We start from the raw sequence: 16,017 nt of genomic DNA, 5'->3' as shown, positions 1-16,017 counted from the left end.
CCGCCTGCCCGTTCCGCTCGGTGGACGCCGGAAGGCGGCCGGTGGGCGGGGTGCGGGCGGGCGGCGGGGGCGGCCGGTGGATCAGCTCTGCAGCTCGTCGTTGACGGCGAGCATCCGGTCGACGACCCGGGCGGCGGCGCGGCCGTCGGAGGGCTCGCAGAAGTCGACCCGGAACTGGGCGTACTTCTCCTTGTACTCCTCGCTCACCGCGTCGATGTTCCGGATCGCGGAGACCAGGTCCTCGGAGGTCTTGATCAGCGGTCCGGGGGCGCGGGAGGTGAAGTCGAAGTAGAAGCCGCGCAGGGTGTCGCGGTAGTGCTCCAGGTCGTACGTGAAGAAGAGCATCGGACGCCCGGAGTGCGCGAAGTCGAACAGCACCGAGGAGTAGTCCGTGATCAGCACGTCGGCGATCAGGTAGAGGTCGGCGATGTCCGGGTAGTACGTGACGTCGTAGACGAAGCCCTGGCCGGCGCCGGGGATGGAGTCGAGGACCTTGTGGTGCTTGCGGTAGAGCAGCACGTGGTCGTCGCCGAGCTCGCTGCGGGCGGCCTCGACGTCGATCTGGTTGTCCAGCTTGAAGCGCCGGCCGCCGTAGCGCTGGTCGTCGCGCCAGGTGGGCGCGTACAGGACGACCTTCTTGCCCGCGGGGATGCCGAGCTTCTCCCGTACGGCCGCGGCGCGCTTGACGCGGTCGGGGGCGTGGAAGACGTCGTTGCGCGGGTAGCCCGCCTCCAGGACCTCGCACTGGAGGCGGAAGGAGTTGGTCATGATCGGGGTGGAGAAGGCGTTGGGCGTGATGAAGAGGTTGTACTGGCGCGAGCGCTGGGGAAGGCTCGCGATGTAGGCGAGGTTCGCCTTCGGCGTACCCAGCAGGTCGGCGCCGATGCGCTTGAGCGGGGTGCCGTGCCAGGTCTGGACGACGACCTGGTCCTCGCGGCGGACGAACCAGTCCTTGATGCCGCCGTTGGTGACCACGTAACGGCTGCGGGCGAGTGCCTCGTACCACTCGGCGCTGCGCCACTCCACGCCCCGGACGCCGGGCGGGAGGGGGACCTGCTCGTCGCGGACCATGACGATGTGCTCCAGGTCCGAGTCCCTGCGCGCCAGCTCCTCGTAGATCGCGCGGGGCGAGTCGGAGAACTGCTTGCCGCCGAAGCTGTTGTAGAGCACGGAGTTCCAGAGCGGCAGCTTGCGGAGCTCGGGGGTGGTCACGTCGCTCATCAGCCGCTGGTGGTAGGCGGAGCGCAGCTCGGGGGGCAGGACGCTGCCCGCCTCGATGAAGATCCGGTCGTAGTCCAGGCGCTCGACCGTGTACGTACGGTTCGCTCCCTGGTGGACGAGCGGCAGGGTGCCGACCAGGTCCGGCCGGATCCGGACCGGGATGTCGTGGGTGTGGTCCCACTCGGTGGTGGCGCGGAGCCTGGGCAGCCAGCGCCCCTGGCGGAGCGAGACCATTCCGTCGTAGGAGGGCATGGTGTCCGGGGTGACCCGGGCGGTGAAGCGTCCGTCCGCGAACTCGACCGGCAGCGGGCGGTCCTCGTGACGGGTGGTGTGGCGCAGGACCATCCTCATCCCGTCGGTGCGCCCGGTGTAGGCGCCGCTGAGCACCAGTTCACCGTCGGCGCTCCACCGGACGTCGTCGACGAGCGGCATGTTGACGCGGATCTGCGGGGTGAAGTTGCCGACGCCGTCGGTTACCACGGCGAACTCCCGGCCCTCGGGCAGCGGGTGCACGCCGGTTTCCAGCTTCTGGCCCATGGTGGCCCGGCGGCTGGTGCCGTCGGCGAAGAGGATGCTGACGTTGTACTTCCAGGAGCGGCCGGGCACGATCCGGTCGACCGGGATGTCGGCGAAGGTCAGCCGGGCCGTGTGCCGCAGCCAGCCGTCGGCTCCGCTCTCGGTCTGCTGGAGCGGCAGTTCGGCCGAGAAGCCGCTGGAGGCGTGCGAGATCTTCAGCCCCGTGGGGTACTTGCCCGCGGGGGTGGTGACGCGGGAGCGCAGCGTGACGGTGAGGTGCTCGCCGTCGGACTCGTGGCCGACGACCTCGGCGGGCACCACGTCGACCGAGATCCGCAAGCGGTTGCGGTCGAAGCCGGCGACGAGACGCACGCCGTCGTCGAGGAAGCGGGTCAGGCTGTGTCCGGCGGAGCCGGCGTTGTTCTTGGTGACGCTGCCGATGGACATGCCGCCGGGGCGGGGGATGCCGATGCCCAGGCGCCAGGTGGCCGGCTGCCATTTGCCCTGCACCCGAAGGCGGCTCGGGTCGATGGCCAGCTCGAAGCCCGACCAGTCGTAGTTGTGCAGCGCTCCCTTGGCGGCGATGGTGGCGCGCGGCTCCCGGACCGTGCGCAGGCGCAGCGGCAGGGTGCTCCGGCTGCCCAGGCGCCGCAGGGCGGCGACGCGCAGCGAGCGCTTGCCCGTCGCGGAGGGGGCGTTGGGGATGTAGGCGTAACCGCCCACGACGAGCTTGCCGTCACGCCAGGCGAGGTCCAGGAGCTTGCTGCGCACCGGCAGCTCGCTGCGGGTGAAGTTGCGCACCGAGGGGGGCAGCGAGTCGCTCTCCACGCCGGGCAGTTCGATGCGTGCGCGTCTCAGGCCGCGCACGGAGAAGGCTCCCGGGTTCTCCCGCTCGTAGTGGAGCAGTTCGCCCAGCTCCTCGCCGCGGCCGCTGGCGGCCAGGTGCCATTTGACGCGGGCCATCGGCGAGAACTGGCGCACCAGCTTGGGCGCGGCCTGGGACAGGAAGTTCTCGGCTGCGCGATGGAAGGCGGGGCGCTCCTCGACCGGAGTCTCGGGGAAGTACTTCATGAGCCGACTGAGCTCTTCGGGGATCGCATCGAGGGGCGCCACGGGAGAGTGCCTTTCCGGGGGGACGTGCTGATGATGAACCCCAGGAAACCGGGGCGTAAATGAGACGGGTACAACGGTCTCATGGTTGCCCAACAGTATGGCGTGACGCCAATCACAAGGTGAGGCCGAGACGCCCCCGGGGGCCCCGTCGGGCGTGCTGCCCAGGGCGGGAGCCCGGCCGGGGGATACGTCTCAGACGCGGTGCGCCCGGGGCGCGCGGAAGGCCGCGCGCGCCGTCCGGCGGACTTTGCGGACGACCCGGCGGGCGAAGGAGACGTACGGCTTCGGCGGCGTCGGGTCGACGCGGTCGCCCCCGATCCACTCCGTCACCGTCACCTCGTAGGCGGAGTCGGGGAGCGGCGCCCCCTCGCCGAAGTGGGGATATGCCAGGTGGAGCCTGGGCGGGTTGCCCCGGCGGACCTTCTCGGGTTCCTCGCCGGCCTTCATGAAACGCAGGACGTCGAGCAGGAGGTCGAGCCGGTTCTCGGCGATGCACATCAGCCGGAGCCGCTCGTGGACCTTGACCCGGCGGGCGAGGCCGGGCGTCCAGTAGGACTCCACGAGCGGGGCGGCGAGGGCCATCTTCCGCTTGCGGACGGCCTCCTTCTGCTTGAGCAGTTTGGGGCCGAACTGTGGCAGCAACGTGATGGCGAAGGGACGTACCATCAGCGAATCGCGCCGGGGTCCGGCGGGCACGAGCTCGGCGATGAGGCCCATGAGCGCCCGGGCCGAGTCGAAGCGCCGCGTGTAGTCGCCCTTCTTGGTCATCTGGTTGCTGTCCTCGCGGCCCACCAGGTAGTAGCAGGTGTAGTCGGCGACGACGGAGACGCCGTTGCCCCGGAGGTAGGCCTCCATGGTGAACAGGGCGTCCTCACCTGTCCGCAGCGTCTCGTCGAAGGACAGGCCGAGACGTACGAGGAGGTCCCGGCGGAACAGCTTCTGGGCGCTGAGCGTGAACTTGATGTTGGAGTCGAAGAGGTCGGCACGCTCGACCGTCTCCTTCCACATCGACTTCGCCGCGCCCCGGTTGACGCCCACGATCTTGCCGAGGACGACGTCCGTGCCGGCCCGGTCCCCCATGGCGACCAGGCGCTCCAGGGCCTCGTCGCCGAAGTAGTCGTCGGCGTCCAGGAAGAAGACGTACCGTCCGCGGGCCAAGCCCAGGCCGACGTTACGGGGTCCGCTCGGCCCGCCGGAGTTCTCCTGGCTGACGACTCTCATGGGGATGTCCGTGCGGGCGGCGAACTCCTTCAGATACTCCCCGCTGCCGTCCGTGGAACCGTCGTCGACCGCGACGATCTCCATCCGGCCCGCGCCGATGGTCTGCGCCTGAACGGACTCCAGGCAGCGCACCAGGTAGGGCATCGCTTCATACACCCCGATGATCACACTGACATCGGGCTCATCACTTTTCTGCGGCATATCGGCCATCTGCACCTGTCGATTGGATCACAACGAAGGGAAGATTGCCCGACTATGCATTTTTTATGCACTCATACGACGAGCGACCCGTTCATCCCTCCTCTGGGAGAGACGGACGGGCCGCTGTCGGGGTTGCTTCATTTCCGGACAGATGACCACCGGTCACCTGTCCGAAGACCGGCGGGTCAGTGCAGGCGGGAGGCCTCCTCGCCCGTGGCCGGTTCCCGCTCGGACGCGCCGACCGCGTCCGGGTCCGCCGAGGCCGCCGCCTCGTCGGACAGCTCCTGCTCGCCGTCGCCGGCGCCGCTGGAGGAGTCCTCCGGGTCGGGCCCTGCCGACACCACCGGCTGACCGGCGGCCCGCTGGGCGACGCCCGCGTTGCGCGCCTCGGCCTTGGCCGTGAGAGCGCGCACAGCGGCGTTGAACTGCTCCATGGACGTCGGCTCGTCCGGGCCCAGCAGATAGCTCTTCAGCTCGTGCCGCGCCTCGGCCTGGGTGTCCGCCGCGGGGTCCGCCACCGCGGCCAGCAGCTCGTCGAGCTCCGCGGCCTCGTTGGAGAGGATCACGGCGGCCCGCACCGCGGTGTTCTGCCTCCGGAACTCCTCCGCGCCCAGGGCCGCGGAGTCGGTCACGGCGTAGGGCTTGCCGCTCGCGATGAAGTCGGAGACCACACTGGAGATGTCCGAGACCATCGCGTCGGCCTCGTTGAAGCAGTCGTACAGGCGAGGCTGCGCCCCGGTGACCGTACGGTGCTCCCACCAGCCGAAGGACCGCCAGTAGGCGTCGTTCCACGCGGACCGCAGGGCCGTCGTCTCGGCCTCCCGCGCGGGGTCGGCGAGCGAGATCCTCGACAGCTCGGCCGCGTCCCCGCCAAAGCGGCCGGAGGACTCCAGCTGGGCCAGGCGGGCCTCGATGCGCGCCAGTTCGGCCTGGGCCTCGCGCTGCCCGGCCGCCGCTTCCGAGGCCTCGGCGGCCCAGCGCGGCTCAGCGGCGCGCCGGACGGCCGCGGCCTCCAGCATGGCGGTGATCCTGGCGTCGACGGCCTTGGCCTTGGCGCTCCGAATGCCGGTGAAGGGGTGCGGCTTGTAGATGACCCGGACCGGCGGGTCCGCGGCCAGCAGCCGCCGCACGATGTTCTCACCGGCCAGCAGCAGCGACGTGTTGCCGGGGTTGTCGTCCCAGCCCTCCCAGGTGGGGGCGTAGAGGACGGTGGCGATGGGGTTGCGGATGGTCCCCGTCCAGCTCTGGATGGGCTCCAGCTGCGGGCGTCCGACCTCGACGATGTCCTCGTCCCGCACCCCCACGTCGGCCAGCGCGTAGCGGTCGCGGCCGGCCCGGCCCGCCGTCCACACCTCGTCGTACACCTTGGAGTAGGGGTTCACACTGGCGAGCTTGTCGCTGTCGCCGTGGCCGATGAAGACGTGCTTCATGGTCGGAACGCGCAGGATGTGGATGTTCTTGCCCACGTTCGCGGGGTAGAGGCAGACCCGGACCGTGGAGAGGTCCAGGTTCATCAGGTGCGTGCCCGCCGGGACGCAGATCACCGGGACGGAGGTCTCGGCGAGCTGCGGGACGAGACCGCGCTCCCGCATGATGATCAGCGGCCGCCCCTCGACCCGGCTCAGGGTCTCCAGCCACATGTTGCCCTGGTAGGCGGACTCGTTCGAGCCGGAGAAGTAGAACACCACCGTCGGCTGGTACGAGCGCAGCCAGGTGTCCACGGCGGCGAGCACCGCGGGGGCCGGGGGGACCAGCCGGCTGCGGCGCGCGAACGGGGCGAGCAGGATCAGGTAGAGCAGAGCCAGCAGCAGGGTGAGGGCGGCGCCCGCGTAGCCGATCTCGTCCACGCCCGTCCCGGCCGCGATCAGCACACCGGCGACCGCGGGGATGTCCAGGTGGAGCATCTTCTCGGCGGACCGTCGCAGCAGCAGCTGCGGAGGGGCGTCGGGGATGCGGACGGCGCTCAGGTCGACGTTGCGCGTGACGACCGGCATCGTGCGGCGCAGCCGGATCAGCGTGGTGAGCGCCCCGTGCGGAGCCTGCAGCGCGTAGAAGAGCAGGAATCCGGCCACCGCGGCGTAGAAGAGCGGCTCTTCCGCGAGATCCAGTCGCGCGAGAAGCAGGATCACCATCAACTGGCGGAGCAGAAAGCGGATCGACAGGCCGGCGCGCACTTTGCCGAGCCGGTTGATCAGGTAACTCCCCCGCTGGTGCAGATACCAGTCCGCGATATACGTGCCGGCCGCGGCCGCTGCGAAGAACCAGATGTTGGGGAGAAGCGCGGCGAGCATGACACAGGGGTATCCCAACGCCATCAGCAACGCTGCCGCCAGCTCAGACCTGTTGCCCACGCGGGCCAGGCGAATAGCTGTCGAAATCACGAAGAACCTGCTCCAGAGAGGGGTGCCGGTTAATTCACCTATAGCGGGAAATAAAAGGATGCGTTCTCACGCATTCGGGCCTCTGTGCTCACGGAAAGGTGATCACAGAGGCCCGAAAAGCTCATTTGTCAAGAATTATTACACATCTGCCTGACGGTCCAGCACCGAGGCCAGAGCCTGCTCGAAGCCGGAGGACTCGGCGGCTCCGGCCGTCGGGTCCTGCTGCCGTACGTCGATGACGTGACCGGTCAGCTCGGAGAGCAGGACGTCCAGCGAGGTGCGCGCCACGGCCTCCGAGGAGAGCAGCGAGCCCTCGGGCTCCTGGCCGAACGCCTTGGTGCGCATCGGGGTCGCGGTGCGCTCCGGGTTCACGCAGTTGACCCGGATGCCCTCGCCCGCCCACTCGTCGGCGAGCGCCTGGGTCAGGTTGACCATGGCGGCCTTGGTGGAGGAGTAGAGGCTGTACTCCGCGCGGCCCCGGGTGTAGCTGCTGGAGGTGTAGAGCAGCAGCTGCCCCTGGGTCTCCGCCAGGTACTTGTACGAGGCGCGGGCGATCTGCACGGGGGCCAGGTAGTTGACGTTCAGCGCTTCCTGGATGGTCGTGTTGTCGGTCTCGGCCAGCTTGCCGATCCGCAGCACGCCCGCGGTGTTGATGACGTAGTCGATCCGGCCGGTCTCGCCGTACGCCTTGGAGAGCGCGTCGTCCACGTGCTCCGGGTTCTCCACGTGCGTCCCGGTGGTGGAGCGGCCGAGCGCGTAGACCTTCGCGCCGTAGCTCTCGGCGAGGGCGGCGATGTCGGCGCCGATGCCGTACGAACCGCCGAAGACCACCAGGGTCTTGCCCGTGAGCAGCTCCCGGTAGGCGGCCTCGTCGGCCTGGCGCGGGGCGGCGGTGGAGGCCAGCTGGAAGAGCTTGTCGGTGATGAAGACGTCGACCGGCTGGGTCACCTTCATGTTGTACTCGTCGCCCGCGACCACGTAGATCGGCACGTCGGGCAGGTACTTGAGGACCACCGAACAGTCGTCGGTGGCCTGGAAGTTGGGATCCCCCGCCGCGACCTCGTACGCCCTGCGGATCGTGGAGAGCTTGAAGGCCTGCGGCGTCTGGCCGCGGCGCAGCCGGGAGCGGTCGGGCACGTCGGTGATGAACTCGCCGTCCTCACCGTGCGTACGGGTCACGATGATCGTGTCCGCGGACGGGATGGCGACGTCGACGGCCTGGTAGCGCTCCAGCGCGTCGACACAGTCCGTGATCACACGCTGTGACAGCAGGGGGCGGACCGCGTCATGGAAGAGGACGTTGCGGTCCTCGCCCTCGGCGAGGCCCTCGCCGAGGGCCGCGATGGCGCGCTCGGTGGTCTCGTTGCGGGTGGTGCCGCCCTCGATGATCCGCGTGACCTTGGACAGTCCGGCCTTCGCGACGATCTTCTCGACGTCGGGGACGAACCCGGGCGCCATCAGCACGATGACGTCGTCGATGCCCTCGGCGTTCTCGAAGATGGTCAGCGTGTGCTCGATGACGGCCTTGCCGGCGATCTTCAGCAACTGCTTGGGGATCGACAGGCCGACGCGCTGGCCGGTCCCACCGGCGAGCACGACCGCTGTGGTCCGGGGCTTGGCTTCATGCGGCACAGACACAGACGACCTACCTTGCTATGACAGGGGGAACAGTGTGATGGTCGCACTCTCCGTGACCGTCTCGCAAGGTGGACGTCGTCCGTCGCTCGCCCTGCGAATGCCCGCAGTTCACCCTCTGGCCAGGGAAGTTGGGCGGTACCGGGGTGATGCGCGGGGTGACCGACCCCACAGATGTGTTGCGCAATCGGCACATGAGCAGCACGTGCACCCGGTGTGACCGGCGAAAACCGCCGATGCCCGGCCCCGAGGCTACCGGACGGCCCGCCTCCGGAGAGACGGGCCGTGGGCCGCGGCCGACGAGTTCGCCTCCTTCGGAAGGAGGCGAACTCGCCTCCGGGAAGCCCTAGAAGGGGTCGAACTCGTCGTACTCCTTCTCCGCGTCGTCGCGTTCGGCGTCGCGGTCCCGGCGGCGCTGCGCGGCGGGGCGCGGCTCCTCCAGGCGGTGGTCCTCGCCGCGGCGGCCGAGCATCTCGGCGCCGGCGCTCACGGTCGGCTCCCAGTCGAAGACGACCGCGTTCTCCTCGGGGCCGATCGCGACGCCGTCGCCGGCCCGCGCGCCCGCCTTCATCAGGGCGTCCTCGACGCCGAGGCGGTTGAGCCGGTCGGCGAGGTAGCCGACGGCCTCGTCGTTGTTGAAGTCGGTCTGGCGCACCCAGCGCTCGGGCTTCTCGCCGCGCACCCGGTAGATGCCCTCGTCGTCCAGGGTGACGGTGAAGCCCGCGTCGTCGACGGCCTTGGGGCGGATGACGATGCGGGTCGCCTCCTCCTTCGGCTTGGACGCGCGCGCCTCGGCGATGATCCCGGCGAGCGCGAAGCTCAGCTCCTTGAGGCCCTTGTGCGCGATGGCGGAGACCTCGAAGACCTGGTAGCCGCGGGCCTCCAGGTCGGGGCGGATCATGTCGGCGAGGTCCTGGCCGTCGGGGATGTCGACCTTGTTCAGCGCGACGATGCGGGGCCGGTTCTCCAGTCCGCCGTACTGGCGCAGCTCCTCCTCGATGATGTCGAGGTCGGAGACGGGGTCGCGGTCGGACTCCAGGGTCGCGGTGTCCAGGACGTGCACGAGGACCGAGCAGCGCTCGACGTGGCGCAGGAACTCCAGGCCGAGGCCCTTGCCCTGGCTGGCGCCGGGGATGAGGCCGGGGACGTCCGCGATGGTGTAGACGGTCGAACCGGCGGTGACGACGCCGAGGTTCGGTACGAGGGTGGTGAACGGGTAGTCCGCGATCTTCGGCTTGGCCGCGGAGAGCACCGAGATCAGCGAGGACTTGCCCGCGCTCGGGTACCCCACGAGGGCCACGTCGGCGACGGTCTTGAGCTCCAGGACGATGTCCCGGCTCTCGCCCGGCTCGCCGAGCAGCGCGAAGCCCGGGGCCTTGCGGCGGGCGGAGGCCAGCGCCGCGTTGCCGAGGCCGCCGCGGCCGCCCTGACCGGCCACGAAGGTGGTGCCCTGGCCGACGAGGTCGGCGAGGACGTTGCCGGCCTTGTCGAGGACCACGGTGCCGTCGGGGACGGGCAGGACCAGGTCCTGGCCGTCCTTGCCGGAGCGGTTGTCGCCGGCGCCGGGCTGGCCGTTGGTGGCCTTGCGGTGGGGGCTGTGGTGGTAGTCGAGCAGCGTGGTCACGGACTGCTCGACGACGAGGATCACATCGCCGCCGCGTCCGCCGTTGCCCCCGTCGGGGCCTCCCAGCGGCTTGAACTTCTCACGGTGGACGGAGGCGCAGCCGTGGCCTCCGTTACCCGCGGCGGCATGCAGCTCGACGCGGTCCACGAAGGTGGTCATGGTTGGTGCCTCCAGGTACAGCAGGGAAATACGGAATTGTCTCTGTCGTAACACGCCGAGGGCGGACCCGCTTCCCCGTTCGCCGGGAAAGCTGAGATCCGCCCTCGGAAGGTGCTGTGTGTCGTTCTGCGCGCGCTGAGAAGGATCAGACGGCGAGCGGAACGATGTTCACGACCTTGCGGCCGCGGTGCGTGCCGAACTCCACCGCACCGGCGGTCAGCGCGAACAGCGTGTCGTCGCCGCCACGGCCGACGCCCGCGCCGGGGTGGAAGTGGGTGCCGCGCTGGCGGACCAGGATCTCACCGGCGTTGACGGCCTGACCGCCGAAGCGCTTCACGCCGAGCCGCTGAGCATTGGAGTCGCGCCCGTTCCGAGTGGACGATGCGCCCTTCTTGTGTGCCATGTGTTCTCAGTCCCTTACTTCGCAGCCGCGGGGATACCGGTGACCTTGATCGCCGTGTACTGCTGGCGGTGACCCTGGCGACGGCGGTAGCCGGTCTTGTTCTTGTAGCGAAGGATGTCGATCTTCGCGCCCTTGTGGTGGTCCACGATCTCGGCCGTGACCTTGATGCCGTCCAGCACCCACGGGTCGCTGGTGACCGCGTCACCGTCGACAACGAGCAGGGTCGAGAGCTCGACCGTGTCGCCAACCTTGGCAGTGGAAATCTTGTCAACCTCAACGATGTCGCCGACAGCTACCTTGTGCTGGCGACCACCGCTGCGCACGATGGCGTACACGCGGATCTCTCTCTCGCTCGGAACGGATCCCCTGATGCCAGCCGCTCGCACGGGCCGAGGCCCGGGGCGATCCGGAAGGATGAGCGGCCTCTCCTGGCGGGCGGCGCGAACACCGACCGTGACCGGGAGGGATGTGCTCAGGGGCAGGTGCGTGAAGAAACACACCGAGGGTCAAGGTTACGGGGCGGGGGTGTGGGGGTCAAACCGTAGAGTTTCGCGGAGAACCCTCTCCGGAAGGCGTCGAACGTGGACTACCGAGTGCAGCCGACCGCCCAGGTCGACGGGAGCGCCGTCGTCGGAGCGGGCAGCAGCGTCTGGGAGCTGGCCCAGATCCGTGAAGGGGCGCGGCTCGGCGAGCACTGCGTGGTCGGCCGGGGAGCCTACGTCGGCGCCGGCGTGCGGATCGGCGACAACGTGAAGCTGCAGAACTTCGCCCTCGTCTACGAACCGGCCGAGCTGGCGGACGGGGTCTTCGTGGGCCCGGCGGTGGTGCTCACCAACGACCGCAACCCGCGGTCGGTCGACCCCGACGGCCGGCAGCGGCGCGGCGGCGACTGGGAGCCGGTGGGGGTCGTGGTCGCGGAGGGCGCGTCGCTCGGGGCGCGGGCGGTCTGTGTCGCCCCGGTCCGGATCGGGGCGTGGGCGATGATCGCGGCCGGCGCGGTCGTGACCAGGGACGTCCCGGACTTCGCACTGGTGGCAGGGGTGCCGGCCCGTCGGATCGGCTGGGTCGGACGGACCGGCGTACGGCTGGTTCCCCGGGACGGCGCACCCGGGGAGTGGGAGTGCCCGGCGACCGGGGCCCGCTACACCGAGAGGGACGAAGTCCTCACCGAGCACACGGGGTGAGCCCCGGTCGCCACCGGCTCACCCGCCGATGACGAGCCGCCGTACCCCCGGCCAGCGGTCGGGGTCGGTCGTACGGCGTCCGTCGACCAGCACGCGCACATCCGGCAGGACGTCCGCCGAGAGCTCGCGGTACTCGGGGTGGTCGGCCTGGACGATCGCCGCGGTGACGGTCTGGCTCTCGTGCGGGACCAGCCCCAGTCCTCTCAGCTCGTCGGGGCCGTACAGGGGGTCCGAGACGAACGGCACGGCGCCGCGTGCCCGCAGCGCCTCGACCACGCCGAAGACGCCCGAGAAGGCGGTCTCCTTGACGCCGCCGCGGTAGGCGGCGCCCAGGACCAGCACCCCGACGCCGCTCAGATCGCCGTAGGCGGCCGCCAGCAGGTCGACGGCGTACGCGGGCATGGCGGCGTTGGCCTCCCGGGCGGCGCGGACCACCGTCGCCTCCGGGTCGTTCCACAGGTACATCTGCGGATAGACCGGGATGCAGTGCCCGCCGACGGCGATGCCCGGCCGGTGGATGTGGCTGTAGGGCTGGCTGTTGCACGCCTCGATGACCTGCTCGACGTCGATGCCGCGGCGGTCGGCGAAGCGGGCGAACTGGTTGGCCAGCGCGATGTTGACGTCCCGGTAGGTCGTCTCGGCGAGCTTCGCCAGCTCGGAGGCCTCCGCCGGGCCCAGGTCCCAGACGCCGTTGGGGCGGGGCAGGTCGTCGCGGTCGTCGAAGTCGAGCACGGACGCGTAGAAGGCGGCTCCGCGCCGGGTGGACTCCGGGTCGATGCCGCCGACCAGCTTGGGATAGCGGCGCAGATCGGCGAAGACCCGGCCGGTGAGGACCCGCTCCGGCGAGAAGACCAGGGAGAAGTCCACCCCGGCCGTCAGTCCGGAGCCCTCGGCCAGCATCGGCGCCCAGCGGGTGCGGGTGGTGCCCACGGGCAGGGTGGTCTCGTAGCTGACCAGGGTGCCCGGCCGCAGGCCGGCGGCGACGGACTTGGTGGCGGCGTCCATCCAGCCGAAGTCGGGGACGCCCTCGGCGTCCACGAAGAGCGGGACGACGATCACGACGGCGTCGGACGCGGCGACCGCGGCCGTGGTGTCGGTGGTGGCCGAGAGCCGGCCCGCCCCGACCGCCTCCCGCAGCCGCTCGCCGAGCCCTTCCTCGCCGGGGAAGGGCTCGGCGGCCGCGTTCACGAGGGAGACGACCCTCTCGTCGGTGTCCGCGCCGATCACCGTGTGGCCCTTGGCGGCGAACTGCACGGCGAGCGGGAGCCCGATCTTGCCCAGGGCGACCACACAGATGTTCATCCGCTCCGCTTTCTCTCTGATCCCAGCGATCCCAGCGCTCTCGACAGCCGTGCCCCCCATCCCCCGCGCTCCGTCAGCGGAGCCGTCGTGATCACGAGCCTGCCCTTGGAGTTGGGCCAGGCCGCGACCCGGTGGGGCTCGGCCTCGCCCCACCGGCGGGCCAGCGGCATGGGCCGCCCCTCGGTCCGTACCGGGATCTCGTAGGTCCTCCCGGCGACGTCGAGGTAGACCCGGACCCCCTTCTTGGCCCGGCCCGCGGGCACCGGGAGGCGGGCCAGGACGAGGGTGCCGGGTCCGTCCTCCGCCGCCTTCGTGGTGACGTCTCCGGTCGACGGGGGCCGTGGCTGCGTCGGCGGCAGTCGGCGGGCGCCCGGCCGGTCGGCGCTCTGCGGCATGGCGCCCTGGGCCAGGGCGACCGTCACCGAGGAGGTGTCGCCGGTGACCTTGAGGCGCAGCCGGACGGTGAGCCCGAGGTCCTCGCCGTGCTGCTCCCAGTGGGCCGACTCGAACACGGTCCCCGCCGCGAGACGGCCCGCGACGGTCTCGCCGAGGACTTCGTAATACCGGTCGTCCAGCCCGACGGCGAGGTCCCGGAACCCCGGATAGAGGGCGAAGGCCCGGTCGCCCTCCAGCAGGAAGGGCGGGGCTCCTTGCCGGGTCTCGTCCGCGATGGCCCGGCTCAGGGCGTCCACGGCCCCCTGGCGGGCCAGACCGAACCGCACCCGTCTGCGTACCCCCGTACCGTCGCGCAGCGCGTCGGTGTAGTAGGCGTCCAGCAGCTCCGCGATCCCCTCGCACAGGCTCTTCCTGGTCACCGCGGGCAGGGCCGGGAAGTCCGCCGGCAGGAGCTTGGAGAGCTCCCAGGTGAAGTGCCGGGACAGCAGCGCGTCCCGCCGCGGGCCCGCCTCCACGAGACCGGCCGCGTGCGCCATGATGCGGGCGGTGCACCGCAGCCGGCTGAGAGGGTCGGCCCGGTAGGTGATGTTGCTCGCGTCGCCCCGCTTGACCGCGTAGTAGCAGATGTAGTCGGCGAGCACGGAGATCCGGCGGGCCCGGACGCACGCCTCGATGGTGAAGGGCTGGTCGCTGCCGACCGGCAGATCCTCGGGGAAGCGCAGGCCGTACTCCTCCACCAGCGAGCGCCGGAAGAGCTTGGTGTTGGCCAGCGTGAACGGCAGGGGCGAGTCGTAGAGGCTGATGTCGGGGGCGTTGTGCTCGTACAGCTTCTGGTGCACGTACCGCCCGTTGACCCCGACCGCCCGGCCGACGACGATGTCCGACCCGTGCTCGTCGGCGTACGCCACCAGCCGCTCCAGGGCCTCGTCCCCCAGCCGGTCGTCGGAGCCGACGAAGAAGACGAACCGGCCGGTCGCCCGTTCCAGGCCGCGATTGCTCGGGGCGGCCGGGCCGCCGGAGTTGGCCTGGTGCAGCACCGTGACCGTGTCCGGGTACGTCGCGGCGAACCGGTCGAGTTCCGGCCCGCTGCCGTCCGTCGAGCCGTCGTCGACCGCGATCACCTCGAGGCGGTCCAGCCCGATGCTCTGCGCCACCAGGGAGTTCAGGCACTCCGTCAGGTAGGGCATCGTGTTGTAGACGGCCACGATCACGGTGACATCGGGCGGCCCGGTCACGGTGGCCTTCCTCGGTCCGGTCACGGAGCGACCTTGGTCATCCGTCGCCCGGCGGGGGCCGGAGCGCCTTCGACGAGCCGGGAGTACACGCCGTCCAGGACGGCCGCCTGCGCCTCCCAGGTCCATTCCGCGAGCAGGTCCCGCCGTGCGTAGGCGTCGCGGTAGCGCCGGGGATCGGCGAGGACGGCGGTCATCGCCCGTACGTAGTCCTCGACGTCCTCGGCCGTGAACACCTCGCCCTGGCCGGTGGCGGCGACCGTCGCCGCCATCGTCCGGACATCGCTGACGACCAGCGGCAGCCGGGCGTGGGAATACTCGAAGAACTTGGTGATCAGGGCGATCTCGTGGTTCGGCCAGTGGTGGATCGGGATGACCCCGACGTCCGCGGCGGCCAGGTGGCGGACCACCTGGTCGTGCGGGACGTACGGCAGGATGTGCACCCGGTCGCGGACGCCGAGCACCGTCGCCCGCGCCTTGAGCGACTGCGTGTACGGCGAGCCCGCGCGGGGCACGATGAACGCCACATGGGACTCCGGCAGGCGGGGCAGCGCCTCGACCATGATGTCCAGACCCCGCTGCGGAGCCGCCGAACCGCTGTAGACCGCGAGCGGCACCTCCGGTCCGATGCCGCACAGGGCCCGCAGGTCGGGCACCGGCGCGGCGGCCCGGTCGGCGGGGATCACCGTGTCGGGGCAGTTGAGCACGACGTCGGGAAGGTCGCTCAGACCGTGGTGCTCGGCCAGCATCTTCGCCAGCGAGGCCGAGACGGTCGTGACGGCGTCGGCGTATTTGGCGTGCTCCCGCTCATGGGCGCACTGGGCGACGTGCCAGCGCGGGTGCGGGCTCCACGGCTTGATGCCGGGCAGGAACTCGTGCGCGTCCCAGACGAGCCGGACGGTGCGCCCCTTGGCCTCGGCCCGCAGTTTGGCCCGTGCGCCCACGCCGAGCATCCGGAAGTCGTTGGCGTGGATCAGGTCGGGCTCCAGGGCGTCGATGACCTTGCCGTAGGCCAGTTCCAGGTCCCACAGCCCGGGGTCGAGCCGCCGCCAGGCCCGTTCGCCCATCGCCCGCACCCAGAAGGCCGTGGTGAAGCGGTCGAGCGGGGCGTCCATGTCCTTGCGGCGCCGCTCCAGCGACGCGGTGTGGCGGGCCCGCAGCCGGACCCACCGCCCCATCTCGCGGGAGAGCAGCCGGGCCGGCAGCAGCCGTGTCGCCGCCGCCCCGGAACCGCTGCGCCCCGCCTCGATCACCCGCAGGTTCAGCTCCGCCCGCCACGCCTTCATCCGCTGCTTGCGGTACTCGGCCAGGGGGCCCGGCGGGTAGGCGAGTGGCGCGCGGAGAATCGCCCGGCGGTATTCGTGCCGACGCCGGTGGAGCGGAGTAGGCACGGGGAGCACCCGGACGCTGTCTTCCCCCAGCTGGCAGC

Annotated in this window: 11 protein-coding genes; 1 reads left to right on the top strand and 10 read right to left on the bottom strand. The window is 70.7% G+C overall.

Annotation, left to right across the window (positions count from 1 at the left end; all coding sequences use genetic code 11):
* Positions 1 to 81: 81 nt before the first annotated feature.
* The 7 genes from ACFWM7_RS24300 to rplU form a co-directional block, all read right to left on the bottom strand.
* Complete coding sequence (locus ACFWM7_RS24300; RefSeq protein ID WP_383263834.1) at positions 82 to 2,850, bottom strand: CDP-glycerol glycerophosphotransferase family protein; 2,769 nt, start codon at positions 2,848 to 2,850, stop codon at positions 82 to 84.
* A gap of 192 nt (positions 2,851 to 3,042) precedes the next feature.
* Positions 3,043 to 4,281, bottom strand: coding sequence for a glycosyltransferase family 2 protein (locus ACFWM7_RS24295; RefSeq protein ID WP_383263840.1), 1,239 nt, complete (start codon positions 4,279 to 4,281; stop codon positions 3,043 to 3,045).
* 176 nt (positions 4,282 to 4,457) lie between these two features.
* Complete coding sequence (locus ACFWM7_RS24290; protein WP_383263837.1) at positions 4,458 to 6,563, bottom strand: hypothetical protein; 2,106 nt, start codon at positions 6,561 to 6,563, stop codon at positions 4,458 to 4,460.
* Between the two features lie 228 nt (positions 6,564 to 6,791).
* Complete coding sequence (locus ACFWM7_RS24285) at positions 6,792 to 8,291, bottom strand: SDR family NAD(P)-dependent oxidoreductase (protein ID WP_383263831.1); 1,500 nt, start codon at positions 8,289 to 8,291, stop codon at positions 6,792 to 6,794.
* A gap of 343 nt (positions 8,292 to 8,634) precedes the next feature.
* The gene (gene obgE / locus ACFWM7_RS24280) at positions 8,635 to 10,071 is read right to left on the bottom strand and encodes a GTPase ObgE (protein ID WP_383263829.1); all 1,437 of its coding nucleotides are present in this window, start codon (positions 10,069 to 10,071) and stop codon (positions 8,635 to 8,637) included.
* A 145-nt stretch (positions 10,072 to 10,216) separates the two neighbouring features.
* Positions 10,217 to 10,474: a 50S ribosomal protein L27 gene (gene rpmA / locus ACFWM7_RS24275; RefSeq protein WP_006124388.1), complete on the bottom strand. Its 258-nt coding sequence runs from the start codon at positions 10,472 to 10,474 to the stop codon at positions 10,217 to 10,219.
* 14 nt (positions 10,475 to 10,488) lie between these two features.
* Positions 10,489 to 10,809, bottom strand: coding sequence for a 50S ribosomal protein L21 (rplU, locus tag ACFWM7_RS24270; protein WP_003969204.1), 321 nt, complete (start codon positions 10,807 to 10,809; stop codon positions 10,489 to 10,491).
* Positions 10,810 to 11,055: 246 nt separating this feature from the next.
* Here rplU and ACFWM7_RS24265 point away from each other — a divergent pair, with 246 nt between their 5' ends.
* The gene (locus ACFWM7_RS24265; protein WP_383263824.1) at positions 11,056 to 11,658 is read left to right on the top strand and encodes an acyltransferase; all 603 of its coding nucleotides are present in this window, start codon (positions 11,056 to 11,058) and stop codon (positions 11,656 to 11,658) included.
* Positions 11,659 to 11,676: 18 nt separating this feature from the next.
* Here the strand turns inward: ACFWM7_RS24265 and ACFWM7_RS24260 are convergent, their stop codons facing one another.
* The 3 genes from ACFWM7_RS24260 to ACFWM7_RS24250 all read right to left on the bottom strand — a co-directional run.
* Positions 11,677 to 12,960, bottom strand: coding sequence for a nucleotide sugar dehydrogenase (locus tag ACFWM7_RS24260; RefSeq protein ID WP_383263821.1), 1,284 nt, complete (start codon positions 12,958 to 12,960; stop codon positions 11,677 to 11,679).
* A complete protein-coding gene (locus ACFWM7_RS24255; RefSeq protein WP_383263819.1) occupies positions 12,957 to 14,615 on the bottom strand; it encodes a glycosyltransferase family 2 protein in 1,659 nt (552 codons plus the stop codon). The genes ACFWM7_RS24260 and ACFWM7_RS24255 overlap by 4 nt, the downstream gene beginning before the upstream one ends.
* Positions 14,612 to 16,017: glycosyltransferase (locus ACFWM7_RS24250; RefSeq protein ID WP_383263816.1), on the bottom strand; the 1,406-nt coding region annotated here is incomplete at its 5' end. The genes ACFWM7_RS24255 and ACFWM7_RS24250, both read right to left, overlap by 4 nt.

The sequence above is a fragment of the Streptomyces sp. NPDC058375 genome (assembly GCF_042723425.1).
Classification (GTDB): Bacteria; Actinomycetota; Actinomycetes; order Streptomycetales; family Streptomycetaceae; genus Streptomyces; species Streptomyces durocortorensis.
The sequence above is the reverse complement of the archived record's forward strand: the minus strand, read 5'-3'. Positions and strand labels throughout refer to the sequence as shown.

What these genes read in the sequence shown, in the direction of transcription:
- ACFWM7_RS24295 (WP_383263840.1), bottom strand. Translation starts at nt 4,281, where the DNA reads ATGGCCGATATGCCGCAGAAAAGTGATGAGCCCGATGTCAGTGTGATC.
- ACFWM7_RS24290 (WP_383263837.1), bottom strand. Translation starts at nt 6,563, where the DNA reads ATGCTCGCCGCGCTTCTCCCCAACATCTGGTTCTTCGCAGCGGCCGCG.
- obgE (WP_383263829.1), bottom strand. Translation starts at nt 10,071, where the DNA reads ATGACCACCTTCGTGGACCGCGTCGAGCTGCATGCCGCCGCGGGTAAC.
- rpmA (WP_006124388.1), bottom strand. Translation starts at nt 10,474, where the DNA reads ATGGCACACAAGAAGGGCGCATCGTCCACTCGGAACGGGCGCGACTCC.
- ACFWM7_RS24260 (WP_383263821.1), bottom strand. Translation starts at nt 12,960, where the DNA reads ATGAACATCTGTGTGGTCGCCCTGGGCAAGATCGGGCTCCCGCTCGCC.